Annotated in this window: 15 protein-coding genes; 6 read left to right on the top strand and 9 right to left on the bottom strand. The window is 68.3% G+C overall.

The genetic code is table 11. The features are described from left to right. On the bottom strand, window positions 1-763 hold a 763-nt coding region (locus tag CCN33_RS06315; protein WP_140394476.1), incomplete at its 3' end, for an MFS transporter. Between the two features lie 142 nt (window positions 764-905). Here CCN33_RS06315 and CCN33_RS06310 point away from each other — a divergent pair. Next, window positions 906-1,364: a MarR family winged helix-turn-helix transcriptional regulator gene (locus CCN33_RS06310; RefSeq protein WP_086692057.1), complete on the top strand. Its 459-nt coding sequence runs from the start codon at window positions 906-908 to the stop codon at window positions 1,362-1,364. Between the two features lie 10 nt (window positions 1,365-1,374). Beyond that, window positions 1,375-1,827, top strand: a complete 453-nt coding sequence (locus CCN33_RS06305) for a GNAT family N-acetyltransferase (protein WP_086692054.1) — start codon at window positions 1,375-1,377, stop codon at window positions 1,825-1,827. 65 nt (window positions 1,828-1,892) lie between these two features. Here the strand turns inward: CCN33_RS06305 and CCN33_RS06300 are convergent, their stop codons facing one another. Continuing rightward, entirely contained in the window at window positions 1,893-3,281 is a 1,389-nt protein-coding gene (locus CCN33_RS06300) for a serine hydrolase domain-containing protein (RefSeq protein WP_086692051.1), read from the bottom strand. Between the two features lie 138 nt (window positions 3,282-3,419). After that, window positions 3,420-4,901 (bottom strand): replicative DNA helicase, encoded by a 1,482-nt coding sequence (gene dnaB, locus CCN33_RS06295; RefSeq protein ID WP_030806092.1) that lies wholly within the window; start codon window positions 4,899-4,901, stop codon window positions 3,420-3,422. A gap of 460 nt (window positions 4,902-5,361) precedes the next feature. Between dnaB and CCN33_RS06290 the strand changes: the two genes are divergently transcribed. Beyond that, on the top strand, window positions 5,362-6,699 hold the full coding sequence (locus CCN33_RS06290) for an MATE family efflux transporter (protein ID WP_086692048.1): 1,338 nt from the start codon (window positions 5,362-5,364) through the stop codon (window positions 6,697-6,699). 126 nt (window positions 6,700-6,825) lie between these two features. On the opposite strand, the gene rplI is transcribed toward CCN33_RS06290, so the two are convergent. The 4 genes from rplI to rpsF form a co-directional block, all read right to left on the bottom strand. Further along, a complete protein-coding gene (gene rplI, locus CCN33_RS06285; RefSeq protein ID WP_030806085.1) occupies window positions 6,826-7,272 on the bottom strand; it encodes a 50S ribosomal protein L9 in 447 nt (148 codons plus the stop codon). 17 nt (window positions 7,273-7,289) lie between these two features. Next, window positions 7,290-7,526, bottom strand: coding sequence for a 30S ribosomal protein S18 (gene rpsR, locus CCN33_RS06280; protein WP_003949403.1), 237 nt, complete (start codon window positions 7,524-7,526; stop codon window positions 7,290-7,292). 40 nt (window positions 7,527-7,566) lie between these two features. Further along, on the bottom strand, window positions 7,567-8,154 hold the full coding sequence (locus CCN33_RS06275) for a single-stranded DNA-binding protein (protein ID WP_086692045.1): 588 nt from the start codon (window positions 8,152-8,154) through the stop codon (window positions 7,567-7,569). Between the two features lie 77 nt (window positions 8,155-8,231). Then, complete coding sequence (gene rpsF, locus CCN33_RS06270) at window positions 8,232-8,522, bottom strand: 30S ribosomal protein S6 (protein WP_003975025.1); 291 nt, start codon at window positions 8,520-8,522, stop codon at window positions 8,232-8,234. A gap of 275 nt (window positions 8,523-8,797) precedes the next feature. On the opposite strand from rpsF, the gene CCN33_RS06265 reads away from it, so the two are divergent. The 3 genes from CCN33_RS06265 to CCN33_RS06255 all read left to right on the top strand — a co-directional run bounded on the left by CCN33_RS06265 (window position 8,798) and on the right by CCN33_RS06255 (window position 11,585). Then, complete coding sequence (locus CCN33_RS06265) at window positions 8,798-9,115, top strand: hypothetical protein (RefSeq protein ID WP_086692042.1); 318 nt, start codon at window positions 8,798-8,800, stop codon at window positions 9,113-9,115. Window positions 9,116-9,296: 181 nt separating this feature from the next. Next, the gene (locus tag CCN33_RS06260; RefSeq protein ID WP_086692039.1) at window positions 9,297-10,418 is read left to right on the top strand and encodes a lipid II:glycine glycyltransferase FemX; all 1,122 of its coding nucleotides are present in this window, start codon (window positions 9,297-9,299) and stop codon (window positions 10,416-10,418) included. 135 nt (window positions 10,419-10,553) lie between these two features. Then, entirely contained in the window at window positions 10,554-11,585 is a 1,032-nt protein-coding gene (locus CCN33_RS06255) for an alanine racemase (protein WP_086692036.1), read from the top strand. Between the two features lie 88 nt (window positions 11,586-11,673). Here the strand turns inward: CCN33_RS06255 and CCN33_RS06250 are convergent, their stop codons facing one another. Together CCN33_RS06250 and CCN33_RS06245 are read right to left on the bottom strand one after the other, a co-directional pair. Next, window positions 11,674-13,179 (bottom strand): glycosyltransferase family 87 protein, encoded by a 1,506-nt coding sequence (locus CCN33_RS06250; RefSeq protein WP_086692033.1) that lies wholly within the window; start codon window positions 13,177-13,179, stop codon window positions 11,674-11,676. Window positions 13,180-13,305: 126 nt separating this feature from the next. Next, a complete protein-coding gene (locus tag CCN33_RS06245; RefSeq protein WP_086692030.1) occupies window positions 13,306-15,939 on the bottom strand; it encodes a transglycosylase domain-containing protein in 2,634 nt (877 codons plus the stop codon). Between the last annotated feature and the right edge of the window lie 270 nt (window positions 15,940-16,209).

The raw sequence follows: 16,209 nt of genomic DNA, 5'->3' as shown, positions 1-16,209 counted from the left end.
CGATCAGGTTGCCGCCGACCATGCCGAGGCCGAACAGCACCAGCAGCCAGGTGACCGAGCCGTCGGCGAAACCGGCGACGTGGGTCATCATCGGCGCGATGTAGGTGATGGCGGCGAAGACTCCACCGAAACCGAGCACGGTCATCGCCATGGCGAGCAGGACCTGGGCGTTCTTGAAGGCGGCCAGCTCATGCCGCAGATGCACGCCCTCGGGCTTGGGCACCTCGGGGACGAGCTTGACGATGCCGGCGAGACCGATGACGCCAAGGCCTGCGACGATGCCGAAGGTCACCCGCCAGCCGATCTGCTGCCCGATCAGCGTGCCCAGCGGGACGCCGACCACGTTGGCGACGGTCAGCCCGGTGAACATCATGGCGATGGCGCCGGCCTTCTTCTGCGGTGCCACCAGCTCGGCCGCGACGACCGACCCGATGCCGAAGAAGGCACCGTGGGCGAGGGACGCGACCACCCGGCCGATCAGCATGACCGCGAAGACGGGGGCGACGGCGGAGAGCAGGTTCCCGGCGATGAACAGGCCCATCAGCACCATCAGCATCCGCTTGCGCGAGACCTTGGTGCCGAGCACGGTCAGCAGCGGGGCGCCGACCACCACGCCGAGGGCGTAGCCGGTGACGAGCAGGCCCGCGGTGGGGATGGATACGCCGAAGTCACCCGCGACCTGGGGCAGCAGACCCATGATCACGAACTCGGTCGTGCCTATTCCGAAGGCCCCGATCGCCAGGGCCAGAAGCGCGAGAGGCATGAGGGGGTAGACCTTCCCAAACGATTGCAGGAGCGCTTTGCGTGCCCTCACAATAGTTGCAGACGCGGGTTAAATGCAATCGCTGGATATTGCGTCCGTGCTCTACCCTGGAAGCCGACCGCTCCGGAACGGAGGAACACCCATGACGGCGACGGACCCCGCGCTCACCGCCCTCGCGCAGGGCTGGTGCGCCCTGTCTCTGCTGCACGGGAGAATCGAGACGCACATCGAGCGCGCCCTCCAGGCGCAGCACGAGCTGAGCGTGCGCGAGTACTCCCTGCTCGACGTACTCAGCAGGCAGCACGATGGAGACGGTGGGCACCTCCAGATGAAGCAGGTCGCCGACGCGGTCGTCCTCAGCCAGAGCGCCACCACCCGGCTGGTGACCCGCCTCGAGGACCGCGGACTGCTGGAGCGCTATCTGTGCCCCACCGACCGCCGCGGCATCTACACCAACGTCACCGAGGCCGGACTGGAACTGCTGGAGAAGGCCCGTCCGACCAATGACGCGGCGCTGCGCGAGGCGCTGGACACGGCAGCGCTGAACCCCGAACTCGCGCCGCTGGTCAGGGCCGTGGAGTCGCTGCACGCCCCCGCGTAGGCTGCGGATCATGACCGACCTCGCCATAAGGCCCGCGGCCCCGGACGACATCCCGGCGATCGTGGCCATGCTCGCCGACGACCCCCTGGGCGCCCAACGCGAGTCGCCCGACGACCTGACGCCTTACCGGGCGGCTTTCGAGCGCCTGGACACCGACCCGAACCAGCATCTCGTCGTGGCGGTCCGCGACGGCCGGGTGATCGGGACGCTCCAGCTCACGATCATTCCGGGCCTCTCCCGCAGGGGCGCGACCCGTTCCCTCATCGAGGCCGTACGGATTCACGCCGACGAGCGCGGCAGCGGGCTGGGCAGCGAGCTGATCCAATGGGCCGTCGACACCTCCCGCCACCTCGGCTGCCATCTGGTACAGCTCACCTCGGACAAGGCGCGCACCGACGCCCACCGCTTCTACGAGCGGCTGGGTTTCACCGCCTCGCACGAGGGTTTCAAGCTGAACCTCTGATACCGCGACGGATGGAGCCAAAGGGCCCTGTTTCACGTGAAACAGGGCCCTTCGTCAACGGCTTGCTACGGCTGGGCGATCCCCCGCCAGCCCTCCGGGTCCACCCCACCGGGCACCGGCGCACCCTCCTCGTACGGCTGGCGCGTGAACACGAACGACCCGAGGTCCAGGTGACTCACCGTTCCGTCCGGGCGTCGTACGGCCTCCAGCGCCTCCCCGGCGTAGTAGCCCTCCAGCCCCGTCCAGGTGCCGTCACCATTCGGCCGGAACCGGGTACGGCGGCCGCCTCCGGCCAGCGGCCCCAGCGAGATGCCGTCGGCCAGGACCCGCAGGACGTAGGGGTGTGTGCCCCAGTACCAGGGCCCGGCCAACTCCAGCACCGACCGGTCGACTTCACGCAAGGGGCGCCACGGCTCGGGGATGCGGGGTTCGGCCTCGGCGACGATGCGGAGGAGGTCGGCGCCCACCGCGCCGACCGCGGGGCCGCTGGTGCAGTTGGCCAGCACCACCGCCGCCACGTCGTCCGCCACGCTGAACGTGAGGGTCGCCAGGAAACCCGGCAGCGAGCCGGAGTGCCCGGCGAGCAGCCGGCCGTCCCGGTGCTGGATCTGGAGCCCGAGACCGTACGTGGCGCCGTCCACCACGTCCGCGGGCTCGGCGGGGGCGGCAGGCGTACGCATCTCTCGTACCGACTCGGCGCTCAGCACCCGGTCGTCCCCCTGGACCAGGAACGCGGCGAAGCGGGCCAGGTCGCCCGTGGTGGACCAGAGTTGGCCGGCCGGGGCCATCAGACCGAGGTCCTCCAACGGCTCGGGCAGCAGTGCGTCGGCCCAGGGATGCACCGCCCAGCCGCCCGCGTGCGGCGCCTCGGGCTGGGCGCTGGTGCGGTGGAGGCCCAGAGGCTGGAGCACTTCGGCGCGCAGCACCTGCTCCCAGGGGGCGCCCCGGAGTTCCTCCACCAGGGAGCCGAGCAGGGTGTAACCGGGGTTGGAGTAGTGGTGGCGCCGCCCGGCCGGGTGCAGCAGGGGCTTCTCACCGAGCACGTCGCTCAGCTCGGGGCGCGTCGAGCCCGGTGTCCGCTCCCACCAGGGCCCCGGTGACTCGGCGGCCAATCCGGCGGTGTGCGCCAGTAGTTCGGCGATGGTCGCCTCACCGGCGCCGGTGCCGGGCAGATGCTTCTCGAGCGGGTCGTTGAGGTCGAGCACGCCCTCGTCCCGCAGCCGCAGCACCAGAACGGCGGTGAAGGTCTTGGTGATGGAGCCGATCCGGTACTGCACGTCCTCGTCCGGTCCGTGCCCGTCCACCGAGGTCCGCGCACCGTGCCACACCGCCCGGCCCCCGCGCACGACCGCGGCCACGAGCGAGGGCGCCCGCCCCTCGGCCTGCGCGACGGCGATCCGGTGCGTCAGCGCCCGGCGCGTCGCCGGAAGCAGCTCTTCGTCCCATGTCGTCATGTGCCCAGTCCACCTGCTGGGACGGGCCACGTCGAGCGCATTCCGTCCAGGGGGTGTCTTGTCGGTCAGGCGGGAGCAGGGAGCCATGCCAGGCGTCGCGAGTCCGGCGTGATCGGCACGACACCTTCAAGGGGTGGATCAGGTCTGGGCCATGTCCACGAAGCGGGAGTAGTGGCCCTGGAAGGCGACGGTGATCGTGGCCGTGGGACCGTTTCGGTGCTTGGCCACGATCAGGTCGGCCTCGCCCGCTCGGGGGGACTCCTTCTCGTAGGCGTCCTCGCGGTGCAGCAGGATGACCATGTCGGCGTCCTGCTCGATGGAGCCCGACTCACGCAGGTCGGAGACCATGGGCTTCTTGTCGGTGCGCTGCTCGGGACCACGGTTGAGCTGGGAGAGCGCGATCACCGGGATCTCCAGCTCCTTGGCGAGCAGCTTGAGGTTACGGGACATGTCCGAGACCTCCTGCTGCCGGCTCTCGGCCCGCTTGGAGCCACCGGACTGCATGAGCTGGAGGTAGTCGATGACGACCAGCTTCAGATCGTTTCGCTGCTTGAGGCGACGGCACTTCGCGCGGATCTCCATCATCGACAGGTTCGGGGAGTCGTCGATGTAGAGCGGCGCGGCCGACACGTCCGGCATCCGGCGGGCCAGGCGCGTCCAGTCCTCGTCGGTCATCGTGCCGGAGCGCATGTGGTGCAGGGCGACGCGGGCCTCGGCGGACAGCAGACGCATGGCGATCTCGTTGCGGCCCATTTCGAGGGAGAAGACCACGCTGGGCAGGTTGTGCTTGATCGACGCGGCCCGCGCGAAGTCCAGCGCGAGCGTCGACTTACCCATGGCCGGACGAGCGGCGATGACGATCATCTGGCCGGGGTGCAGGCCGTTGGTCAGCGAGTCGAAGTCGGTGAACCCGGTGGGCACGCCGGTCATCTCGCCGCTGCGTGAGCCGATCGCCTCGATCTCGTCGAGCGCGCCCTCCATGATGTCGCCGAGCGGCAGGTAGTCCTCGCTGGTGCGCTGCTCGGTGACCGCGTAGATCTCGGCCTGGGCGCTGTTGACGATCTCGTCGACATCGCCGTCGGCCGCGTATCCCATCTGCGTGATGCGCGTGCCGGCCTCCACCAGGCGGCGCAGGACGGCACGCTCGTGGACGATCTCCGCGTAGTACTCGGCGTTGGCCGCGGTCGGCACCGTCTGGACGAGGGTGTGCAGATAGGCGGCGCCGCCGACCTTGTTGATCTCGCCGCGCTTGGTGAGTTCGGCCGCGATGGTGATGGGGTCGGCCGGCTCGCCCTTGGCATAGATGTCGAGGATCGCCGTGTAGATCGTCTCGTGCGCCGGCTTGTAGAAGTCGTGGCCCTTGAGGATCTCGACCACGTCGGCGATGGCGTCCTTGGACAGCAGCATGCCGCCCAGCACCGACTGCTCGGCGTCCAGATCCTGCGGGGGCACCCGTTCGAAGGCGGAACCCCCGCCTTCCCAGCCGCCGTTCTCACGGCCGCGCTCGTGCTGCTCGTCACGGCCGCCGCGGCCGGAGTCACCGCGGCGCCGGGAGGCGGGGAGACGATCGCTGGGACCGCTGTCGGCCCACGGATCGTCCAAGGGCTCGGAAATGCTCACCGAGCCACCTCCTCCCGTCCGCCGGAGCGGACCTCGCCGTGTCCCCTGTTCTACGGCACGGCACTGACAAAATGAGAGGCCCAACTCCGGTTCCGGCGCGTCGTATATGTGACGTTTCCACGGCCGGGAGAGGGAGCGGGCGCCGGACCACGGTAGGCCCCCCGGCACCGTCAGCCAATCTGGTTATCCACAGGCCATGTGGACGACGGTCCATATGCTGTGGAGAACTCCCCGAAACCTGTGCACGACCCGGTGGACAGCCCTGTGAACAAGACCTCGCCCTCCTCGCCCGGATGCCACTGACCTGCATCTTTACCGTCCACCGGCTGTGCAGAAGAAAAACTTTTCCAGTCGGACCAAGATCACCTCGAACGCCACCCGAAACCTTGCCAAGCGGAAACGAGAGTAAGGGGCACAGGCTAGTTGTATCTCTTACCTGTGGAAGATTAGATTGGTGCGCATGACACAGGCTCCCGCGATCCCCAAGGCCACCCGGCGACGCCATGACCGCGAGATCGTGGCACTCGCCGTACCGGCCTTCGGCGCGCTGGTCGCCGAGCCCCTCTTCGTCATGGCCGACAGCGCGATCGTCGGCCATCTCGGCACCGCCCAGCTCGCCGGTCTCGGCGTGGCCTCCGCACTCCTCACCACCGCGGTGAGCATCTTCGTCTTCCTCGCCTACGCGACCACGGCGGCGGTCGCCCGCCGGGTCGGCGCGAACGATCTGCGGGCCGCTATCCGCCAGGGCATGGACGGCATCTGGCTGGCCCTGCTCATCGGCGCCGCTGTGATCGCCGTCGTCCTGCCCCTCGCACCCGCCATCGTGAATCTTTTCGGCGCCTCCGCCACCGCGGCGCCCTACGCCACCACCTACCTGCGCATCTCCGCCCTCGGCATCCCGGCCATGCTGGCCGTCCTGGCCGCCACCGGCGTGCTGCGCGGACTCCAGAACACCAGGACCCCGCTCTACGTGGCGATCGGTGGCTTCATCGCCAACGCCGCCCTCAACGCCGTACTTGTCTACGGCGCCGGACTCGGCATCGCGGGTTCCGCCTGGGGCACCGTGATCGCCCAGTGCGGCATGGCCGTCGTCTATCTCTGGGTGGTCGTCCGGGGTGCGCGGCGCCACGGAGCCTCCCTGCGTCCTGACCTCGCCGGTATCCGCGCCTCGGCACAGGCCGGCGTACCGCTGCTCGTCCGCACCCTGTCCCTGCGGGCCATCCTCATGATCGCCACGGCGATGGCAGCCCGGCTCGGGGACGCCGAGATCGCCGCTCATCAGATCGTGCTGTCCCTGTGGAGCCTGCTGGCCTTCGCCCTGGACGCCATCGCCATCGCCGGACAGGCGATCATCGGCCGCTACCTCGGCGCCGACGACGCACCCGGCGCCCGCGCGGCCTGCCGCCGCATGGTGCAGTGGGGCATCGCCACCGGAGTGGTCCTCGGGCTCCTCGTCGTGGCCGCGCGACCGCTGTTCCTGCCGCTCTTCACCAGTGATGCCGGGGTCAAGGACGTGGCGCTGCCGGCGCTGCTGGTGGTCGCCCTGTCCCAGCCCATCTGTGGCATCGTCTTCGTGCTGGACGGGGTACTGATGGGCGCCGGTGACGGCCCCTACCTGGCCTGGGCCATGGTGGTCACCCTGGCGGTCTTCACTCCGGTCGCGCTGCTCGTGCCCACGCTGGGTGGCGGTCTCACCGCGATCTGGGCGGCCATGACGCTGATGATGACGGTCCGAATGGTGACCCTCTGGCTGCGTGCCCGTTCCGGCCGCTGGATCGTGACGGGTGCGACCCGCTGACCGTTTCACGTGAAACGTGCCGTGGTTTCCGCACCTGGTCAGGGCCCTGAGCACATGAGAAAGGGGCCGCATCCTCGAAAGGATGCGGCCCCTCACCAGCTCAAACGAGCCGAGCGGTCACAGCGATCAGGCCGCGACGACCTCGAGGGTCACCTTGGCGGCAACCTCGGGGTGCAGACGCACGGACGTCTCGTGGGCGCCCAGGGTCTTGATCGGAGCGGTCAGCTCGATGCGGCGCTTGTCGACCTCGGGGCCACCGGAAGCCTTGATCGCGGAAGCGATGTCGGCCGGGGTGACGGAACCGAAGAGACGACCGGCGTCGCCGGAGCGGACGGCCAGACGGACCTTGACACCCTCGAGCTGGCCCTTGATCTGGTTGGCCTGCTCGATGGTCTGGATCTCGTGGATCTTGCGGGCGCGACGGATCTGCGCCACGTCCTGCTCGCCACCCTTGGTCCAGCGGATAGCGAACTTCCGCGGGATCAGGTAGTTACGGGCGTACCCGTCCTTGACGTCGACGACATCGCCGGCGGCACCGAGGCCGGAGACCTCGTGGGTGAGGATGATCTTCATGTGTAGGTCACCCTTCCTTAGCGCGCGGTGGACGTGTAGGGCAGCAGCGCCATCTCACGGCTGTTCTTGACGGCCGTGGCGACGTCACGCTGGTGCTGCGTGCAGTTGCCGGTCACGCGGCGGGCACGGATCTTGCCGCGGTCGGAAATGAACTTCCGCAGCATGTTCGTGTCCTTGTAGTCCACGTACGTGACCTTGTCCTTGCAGAAAGCGCAGACCTTCTTCTTAGGCTTGCGCACAGGCGGCTTCGCCATGGTGTTTCTCCTGTGTGATCAAGAAGTGGGATGCGAGCCCTTAGAAGGGGGGCTCGTCCGAGTAGCCGCCACCGCCGCCGGAGCCGGAACCGCCGCCCCAGCCGCCGCCACCCTGGTTGCCACCGGCGGGAGCGCCGGAAGCCCACGGGTCGTCGGCCTGGGCACCGCCCTGGTTGCCGCCGCCGGAGCCACCGCCCCAGCCGCCACCACCCTGGCCCTGGTTGCCACCGCCGCCGTAACCGCCCTGGCCACCGCGGGCGCCGCCGGAGGTCTTGGTGACCTTCGCCGTCGCGTTGCGCAGGCTGGGGCCGACTTCCTCGACGTCCAGCTCGTAGACCGTGCGCTTGACACCCTCGCGGTCCTCGTACGACCGCTGCTTCAGCCGGCCCTGCACGATGACGCGCATGCCTCGCTGGAGCGACTCCGCGACGTTCTCCGCCGCCTGACGCCAGACCGAGCAGGTCAGGAACAGGCTCTCGCCGTCCTTCCACTCATTGGTCTGACGGTCGAAGGTGCGGGGAGTGGACGCGACGCGGAACTTTGCGACCGCCGCACCGGAAGGGGTGAAGCGCAGCTCGGGGTCGTCGACAAGATTGCCGACGACCGTGATGACGGTCTCGCCTGCCATGGGGAACCTCTCGGCGGGATTGCTCTGGCTGCTTGGTTGCTGCTACTCGAATCCCGAGATCAGCTGAGCGGAAAAGCTCAGTGCATCTCGGGGCGGAGGACCTTGGTCCGGAGGACCGACTCGTTCAGGTTCATCTGGCGGTCGAGCTCCTTGACGACCGCAGGCTCGGCCTGCAGGTCGATGACCGAGTAGATGCCCTCGGGCTTCTTCTTGATCTCGTACGAGAGACGACGACGGCCCCAGGTGTCGACCTTTTCCACCTTGCCGCCGCCATCGCGGACGACAGAGAGGAAGTTCTCGATCAGCGGGGAGACAGAACGCTCCTCGAGATCGGGGTCGAGGATGACCATCACCTCGTAGTGACGCATGTGGAACCCACCTCCTTTGGACTCAGCGGCCACGGTCGTTCCGTGGCAGGAGGGTCGTGATGCGTGAGCAACGGTATCGGCCGCCACTGACAATCGGAGGTTCCGCGAGGAACCGTCCACAGTGGGCCGCCACGGGCCAGGGCAGACACCGGTGCAGACGTTACAGACTACCCGCCCACCCGCTTCCGGTTGAAATCCGGCCCTGGATGCCCGCAATCTGTACACATCGGGTGTGTAGGGCGCTACAGTGCGCCGCGATCCGCAGGAGGTGCCTCATGACACAGGCAGTGCGACCGACCACCGCCGGTTCCCTCTTCGCCAGTGACGGAAAGCCCCATCCACTCCAGGACACCCTGACGGTGGTGACGCTCGTCCTGGGCGTGCTCGCCTTCGTCACCTGCTTCATCGACGGTCTCCACCTGGTGGCCTCCTGGGCCGGTCTGATCGGCATGATCACCGGCGCCTACGGCCAGTGGGTCTCCATCACCACCCGGGAGCGCTTCGGCCTGATCGTCGGGCTCGGCGCCTCCGGGGTCGGCTTCCTCATCGGCATGGCCAACGGCGGTCTGTTCGGCGGTCTCATCGGCGGCTGACCCCACCTGCCGCCCGTTCAGGACGGCATCACGAGCACCCGGAATGTTCCGGTCCGCGAGCGGGCCGGAACACCGGTGCTGTACGCCCCATTCGGGGCGCTCGCAGGGCGCAGTAGGCTTCGGCGCGAGAGCCGGAGCCCCTGATCCCATGGGGACACACCAGCCCGAGGAGCGCCCCGACATGAGTCTGACCCTGAGGACCATCAGCCGCGAGCAGCATCTGGCATACATCCAGAGCCTGCCGTCGGCCAGTCACATGCAGGTCCCCGCATGGGCCGACGTGAAGGCGGAGTGGCGTTCGGAGAACCTCGGCTGGTTCGACGAGCGCACCGGCGAGATGGTCGGCGCCGGTCTGGTCCTCTACCGCCAGCTTCCCAAGATCAAGCGCTACCTCGCCTATCTCCCCGAGGGTCCGGTCATCAACTGGTTCTCGCCGAACCTGGAGGACTGGCTCCAGCCGATGCTGGCCCACCTCAAGCAGCAGGGCGCGTTCTCGGTCAAGATGGGCCCGCCGGTGATCATCCGTCGCTGGAACGCGGAGACCATCAAGAAGGGCATCCAGAGCCCGGACGTGAAGCGGCTGCGCGACATGGAGGCCGACTTCATCGAGCCGCGCGCCTTCGAGGTGTCCGACAAGCTGCGCCGCATGGGCTGGCAGCAGGGCGAGGACGGCGGCGCCGGCTTCGGCGACGTCCAGCCGCGCTACATCTTCCAGGTGCCGCTCGCCAACCGCTCGCTGGAAGAGGTGCACAAGCAGTTCAACCAGCTGTGGCGCCGCAACATCAAGAAGGCCGAGAAGGCCGGCGTCGAGGTCGTCCAGGGCGGTTACCAGGACCTGGAGGAGTGGCAGCGGCTGTACGAGATCACCGCGGTCCGCGACCACTTCCGGCCACGCCCCCTGTCGTACTTCCAGCGCATGTGGACGGCCCTCAACACCGAGGACCCCAACCGGATGCGGCTGTACTTCGCCCGGCACAACGGCGTGAACCTGTCGGCGGCCACCATGCTGATCGTCGGCGGCCACGTCTGGTACTCCTACGGCGCCTCCGACAACATCGGCCGTGAGGTCCGCCCCTCCAACGCCATGCAGTGGCGGATGCTGCGCGACGCCTACGCGCTCGGTGCCACCGTCTACGACCTGCGCGGCATCTCCGACTCGCTGGACGAGACGGACCACCTGTTCGGCCTGATCCAGTTCAAGGTCGGCACCGGCGGCCAGGCGGCCGAGTACCTCGGCGAGTGGGACTTCCCGCTGAACAAGCTGCTGCACAAGGCGCTCGACATCTACATGTCGCGACGCTGAGCGGCGGGCGGCCGCCCGTCCCGCCTTCTGGTTCCATAGCCTTCACAAGGCTTCATCGTCACCCGTCCCCGTACACCCCCTCGGGGACGTCCCTCTGAATCCACCGCAGCCACGAGAAAGGTTCCGGGTCCGGCCATGGCGCTCACGCTCTACGTCGACACCGCGCGCTGGCGTGCGCACCACAAGCACGTGCAGGAGCAGTTCCCAGGACTCGTCCCGGTCTGCAAGGGCAACGGCTACGGCTTCGGTCACGAACGACTCGCGGAGGAGGCCACCCGGCTGGGCTCCGACATGCTGGCCGTCGGCACCACCTACGAGGCCGCGCGCATCAAGGACTGGTTCAGCGGCGACCTGCTCGTGCTGACGCCGTACCGGCGCGGCGAGGAGCCGGTGCCGCTGCCGGACCGGGTGGTCCGCTCGGTGTCGTCGGTCGACGGGGTGTACGGCCTGGTGGGTGCCCGTGTCGTCATCGAGGTGATGTCCTCGATGAAGCGGCACGGCATCAGCGAGCACGAACTGCCGCAGCTCCACCAGGCCATAGAAAACGTCCGCCTGGAGGGCTTCGCCATCCACCTGCCGCTGGACCGCACCGACGGCTCGGACGCCGTCGAGGAGGTCATCGGGTGGATGGACCGGCTGCGCGCGGCCCGGCTGCCGTTGCACACGATGTTCGTCAGCCACCTCAAGGCCGATGAACTGGTCCGGCTCCAGCAGCAGTTCCCGCAGACCCGCTTCCGCGCGCGGATCGGCACCCGGCTGTGGCTGGGCGACCACGACGCCACCGAGTACCGCGGCGCCGTCCTGGACGTCACAAGGGTGACCAAGGGCGACCGCTTCGGCTACCGGCAGCAGAAGGTGGCCTCGGACGGCTTCCTGGTGGTCGTGGCGGGCGGTACGTCGCACGGGGTGGGCCTGGAGGCCCCGAAGGCCCTGCACGGCGTCATGCCGCGTGCCAAGGGCGTGGCGCGGGCCGGCCTCGCCACGGTGAACCGGAACCTCGCGCCGTTCGTCTGGGGCGGCAAGCAGCGCTGGTTCGCGGAGCCGCCGCACATGCAGGTGTCGATCCTGTTCGTCCCCTCCGACGCTCCCGAGCCGAAGGTCGGGGACGAGCTGGTGGCCCATCTGCGGCACACCACGACGACGTTCGACCGGATCGTGGACCGCTAGGACCGCTGGGGCCGGACCTGAGGCCGACGGAAAGGCCGTGCACGGAATCTCGTGCACGGCCTTCCTCATACCCTCGGGGCGTGTTCGCTCAGAGCGAACGACCGTCGTGGGGCACGGGTTCCGGGCCGCCCCAGTCCGTCCGCGACGGCTCCTCGGGCGCCTCGGGCTCCGGGTGCCGGAGCCCGCGCAGGACGAAGTGGTCGGCCGCGCCGTCGAGTACGCCGCCTGAGGGGTCGTCGTCCCCGGCCCGGCGCACCACGTCCCGTTCCGGGCGGAGGATGTCGCGCACGACGACGGCGCACAGGTACAGGGTGCCGAGCAGGTGCAGGGCGATCGCCCAGTGGTAGCCCTCGGTGGGCAGACCCTTGTGGGCGTCTCCGCTGGTCGTGTACGCGAGGTAGAACCAGATGCCGAGGAAGTACGCCACCTCGCACGCCTGCCAGATCAGGAAGTCCCGCCACTTGGGCCGGGCGAGGACCGCCAGCGGCACCAGCCAGAGCACGTACTGGGGCGAGTAGACCTTGTTGGTGAGGATAAAGGCCGCCACCATCAGGAAGGCCAGCTGGGCGAAGCGCGGCCGGCGCGGCGCGGTGAACGTCAGCGCCGCGATGGCGAGGAACGACAGCACCACCAGGGCACTGGCCGTGGTGTTCACGAAGTCGATGCTCGGCGGGTTACTGGAGTTCTGGGACCAGATCAGCCAGAACGAGCCGAAGTCGATGCCCCGGTCATGGCTGAACGTATAGAACTTCGACCAGCCCTCGAAGGCGAACAGCATCACCGGGACGTTCACCACGAGCCAGGCGCCCGTCGCGCCGCCGACCGCCCGGAAGAACTCCCGCCACTTTCCCGCCCGCCAGCACAGCACCAGCAGGGGGCCGAGCAGGACGAGGGGATAGAGCTTGGCGGCCGTGGCGAGGCCCAGGAGCACGCCGAAGGCGACGGCCCGGCCACGGGACCACATCAGCATCGCGGCGGCCGTCAGGGCCACCGCCAGGAGGTCCCAGTTGATGGTGGCGGTCAGCGCGAAGGCCGGAGCCAGAGCGAGCAGCAGGCCGTCCCAGGGGCGGCGGCGGTGGGTACGGCTGACGCAGACGGCGATGACGGCCGCGCAGACCATCAGCATCCCCGCGTTGACGAACCAGTACCACTGCTCCTGCCGCTGGATACCGCCGCTGCCCGGTGTGAGCCAGGAAGCGACCTCCATGAACACGCCGGTCAGCACCGGGTACTCGAGGTAGTCCATGTCGCCGGGCAGCTTGTCGAAGTACGGCACGAGCCCGTCGGCGAAGCCACGCCCCTGGTAGAGGTGGGGGATGTCCGAATAGCAGGCGTGCGTGTACTGCGAGCTGGCCCCGAAGAACCAGGCGCCGTCGTAGCAGGGGGCCTTCTGGACGAGCCCGAGGGCGAACATGCCGATCGCCACGAGGACGACGACCCGGACCGGCGTCCACCAGGACGTCCCGGTCAGGGCGCGTCGCCCGAGGGGGCCGCCGAACAGCTCGCTGCCGGCCGCGGCGATCTCGTCCTCCCGCGTCGGTCGTACCGTCTCCGGTTCACGCACGCGCGCGGGCGTCGTCTCTGCACTGGGCATGGGGCACATCCTGCCGTACTCGCTCGGGAAAACGCCGAGGGCCGCCGCACCTGGTCGGTGCGGCGGCCCTTGTTTCACGTGAAACACCCACGACGGTCGAAACGAACGCCAATCGGGCAGATGGCCCTACTGGCCTGCCTGACCTCCGAACAATCCTCCGCCGTTACTCCCATTGGTCCCACCGTTGCCATTACCCCTGACGCCACCGGTTCCTGGTGAGGTCGAGTCGGTCGGTGAGGCGCTGGTTCCGCCATCGGCACCACCGGGTCCGGTGCCGCCGTTGTCGTTGCAGAAGAACCGGCAGGTCTCGCTCTCGGAGGGCGAGGGCGACGGCGAGGACTCGCTCGGCGACGGGCTCGGCGACTCGGTCGGCGTCGGGGTGGCCGTGATGCTCGGCTTCGGGGTCGGCGTGGGGGCGCCCACCTCGTTGTGGATCTTGCCGATCTTGATCGGGTCCGGGAAGCCGGGGTCGTTCTTGCCCTTCAGCGCGGCCAGCATGTATTCGGTCCACACCGAGGTCGGGATGTCACCACCGTGGATGGAGTCCGTGCCGGCCGTGCCGTTCATCGACAGCAGACGGTGATCCTTGGGGTTCTCACGGAACATCGCCACCGAGGTGGAGAGCTGCTGGGTGTAGCCGACGAACCAGGCCGACTTGTTCTCGTCGGTGGTACCGGTCTTGCCGGCGGCCGTACGGCCCAGCGCCCTGGCGTTCTGACCCGTACCGTTCTGGATCACGTTCTCCAGGACGTCGGTGACGTTGTTGGCGATGCTGGAGTCCATCACCTGCTTGGGCTTCGGCTTGGTGAAGCCCCTCAGCTCCTCGCCGTCCTTCTTGACCATGGTGACCGAATAGGGGTCCGCCTGCTTGCCGGACGCGGCGAACGTCGCGTACGAGTCCGCCATGCGGATCGCGCTGGGGGTGGAGGTGCCGATGGCGAAGGACGGGTTCAGGTCCTTTGCCATACTCCCCTCCAGGATGCCGGTGGAACGGGCCATGTCCCGGACCTTCGACATGCCGACATCGACACCGAGCTGCACGAACGGCGTGTTGACCGACTGCTCCATCGCCTTGCGCAGGGTGATGTAGCCCCAGGGGTGGTCGCTCTCGTTCGCCTGGAAGAAGAACGAGTTGTCCTTGTTGAGGTAGTACGAGCCGTCCGGCCGGCGGACCTTGAGGTGGTCGTTGCCGTTGTACTTGCTCAGCGGGGAGATGCCCTCACCGTTGGAGTTGTACGTGCCGTCCTGCATGGCCGCGGCCAGCACGTACGGCTTCCAGGTCGATCCCACCGGGACACCGGAGGTGTCGGCGTTGTTCGTGAAGTGGCCGTTCTCGTAGCCGTCGCCGCCGTAGAGGGCGACGATCGCGCCGTCGTTGGGCACCACCGAGGCCGCGCCGAACTGGACGTACTTGTCCTTCTCCTTGGTCTCGGGCTTCAGCCGCGACTTCTGGATCTTCTTCACCGCCGCGGTCAGGGCGTCGACCTTGTTCTTCTGGAAGGTCGTGGTGATCTGGTAACCGCCCTGGTCGAACTTGGCCTCCGTGATGTCGGAGTGGTTCAGAACGTACTTCTTCGCCGTGTCGACCATGTAACTGATCTGGCCGTTCATACCCCTGGTCGCCTTGCGGCCCTGAGGCATGGGGTACTTGCTGATCGCCTTCTGGTAGTCGGCGTCGGTGAGGCGCTTGTCCTTGTGCATCTCACCGAGAATCCAGCGCCAGCGCCCCTGGGAGCGGGCGGTGTTCGCCGTCTGCGTCGCGTTCTTGTCGAGATCCGCGTTGCCGGCCGGGTCGTAGTAGGTCGGCCCCTTCAGCAGGGCGGCGAGCACGGCGCACTGACTTGCCGAGAGGTCCTTGGCGTCCTTGCCGTAGTACGTCTGCGCGGCGGCCTGGATGCCGTAGGCGCCTCGCCCGTAGTACGAGGTGTTCAGGTAGCCCTGCATGATCTGGTCTTTGCTGAGCTTCGTGCCCACCTTCAGGGAGATGAACATCTCCGTGAACTTACGGGTGAGCGTCTGGTCCTGGCTCAGGTAGGTGTTCTTGACGAACTGCTGGGTGATCGTGGAGCCACCCTGGGTCTGCCCGCCGCGCGCCATGTTGGCCAGGGCCCGCGCGATGCCCATGGGGTCCACGCCCGAGTCCTGGTAGAAGCTCTTGTTCTCCGCGGAGATCACCGCGTACTGCATGGCCTTGGGGATCTTGTCGATCGTGAGGTTCTGCCGGTTCACACCGGTGCCCGTGGCCACCATCTGGGTTCCGTCGGACCAGTAGTAGACGTTGTTCTGCGACTTCGCGGCGTCGTTCTCGCTGGGAATGTTGACCAGCGCGTAGCCCACCCCGGCCATGACGACCAAACTGCCCACGAACCCGATGCCCAGCCCGGTGGTCAGCCGCCAGGACGGTACCCAGCGCCGCCAGCCGTGCTTGCCCACGCGGGGATAGTCGATGAACCGGGGTTCTGCCGGTGGCCCCTGGTCCCGGCCCCGGCCGCCACCCGGGGGAGCGTTGTCCGCGCCCCGGCGACGCCCGCCGCCTCTCTGGGCAGCACGGCGCGCCTCGGCACGGCTGCCGTACTCACGCCCATCACCCCCGGAGCCATAGGCGTCCGGTCCCTGGGAATGAGACCCATAGGAGTGGTCGGAGGCCCCGTTGGCGCCTCGCGGTGCCGCGGGACGGCCGGAGGGCGGGCCGGACTGGCCGCGTCGGGCCGCCCGTCCGCCTCCCTGCGGCTGCGGCGGTTTGCGACGGTGCTCGCTCATCGAACGATTACTCCTCGGGCAGGCGCATCCGTGCGCGCCTGGAAACAGCGGCTGGTTTCCGGTCCCCCCGAAGTACGGATGCGGTCGTTGCTGCATTCACCCGTACTGCACCGAGGATCACGACGCTCCCCAAGCGCCCCTTGGTTCCCGGTGTTGTGCATGCCGCACAGACTACGCACCGCCAAAACCCTCCGAGCCCCGAAGTTCACCCCAAAACAGGCAACTTGCCTCGTACGAATCGGTGATGTGATCCCGTTCACCATCGACCCT

This window comes from Streptomyces recifensis (assembly GCF_002154615.1).
Classification (GTDB): domain Bacteria; phylum Actinomycetota; class Actinomycetes; order Streptomycetales; family Streptomycetaceae; genus Streptomyces; species Streptomyces griseoluteus.
This window is presented reverse-complemented; position numbering and strand designations above follow the sequence as displayed.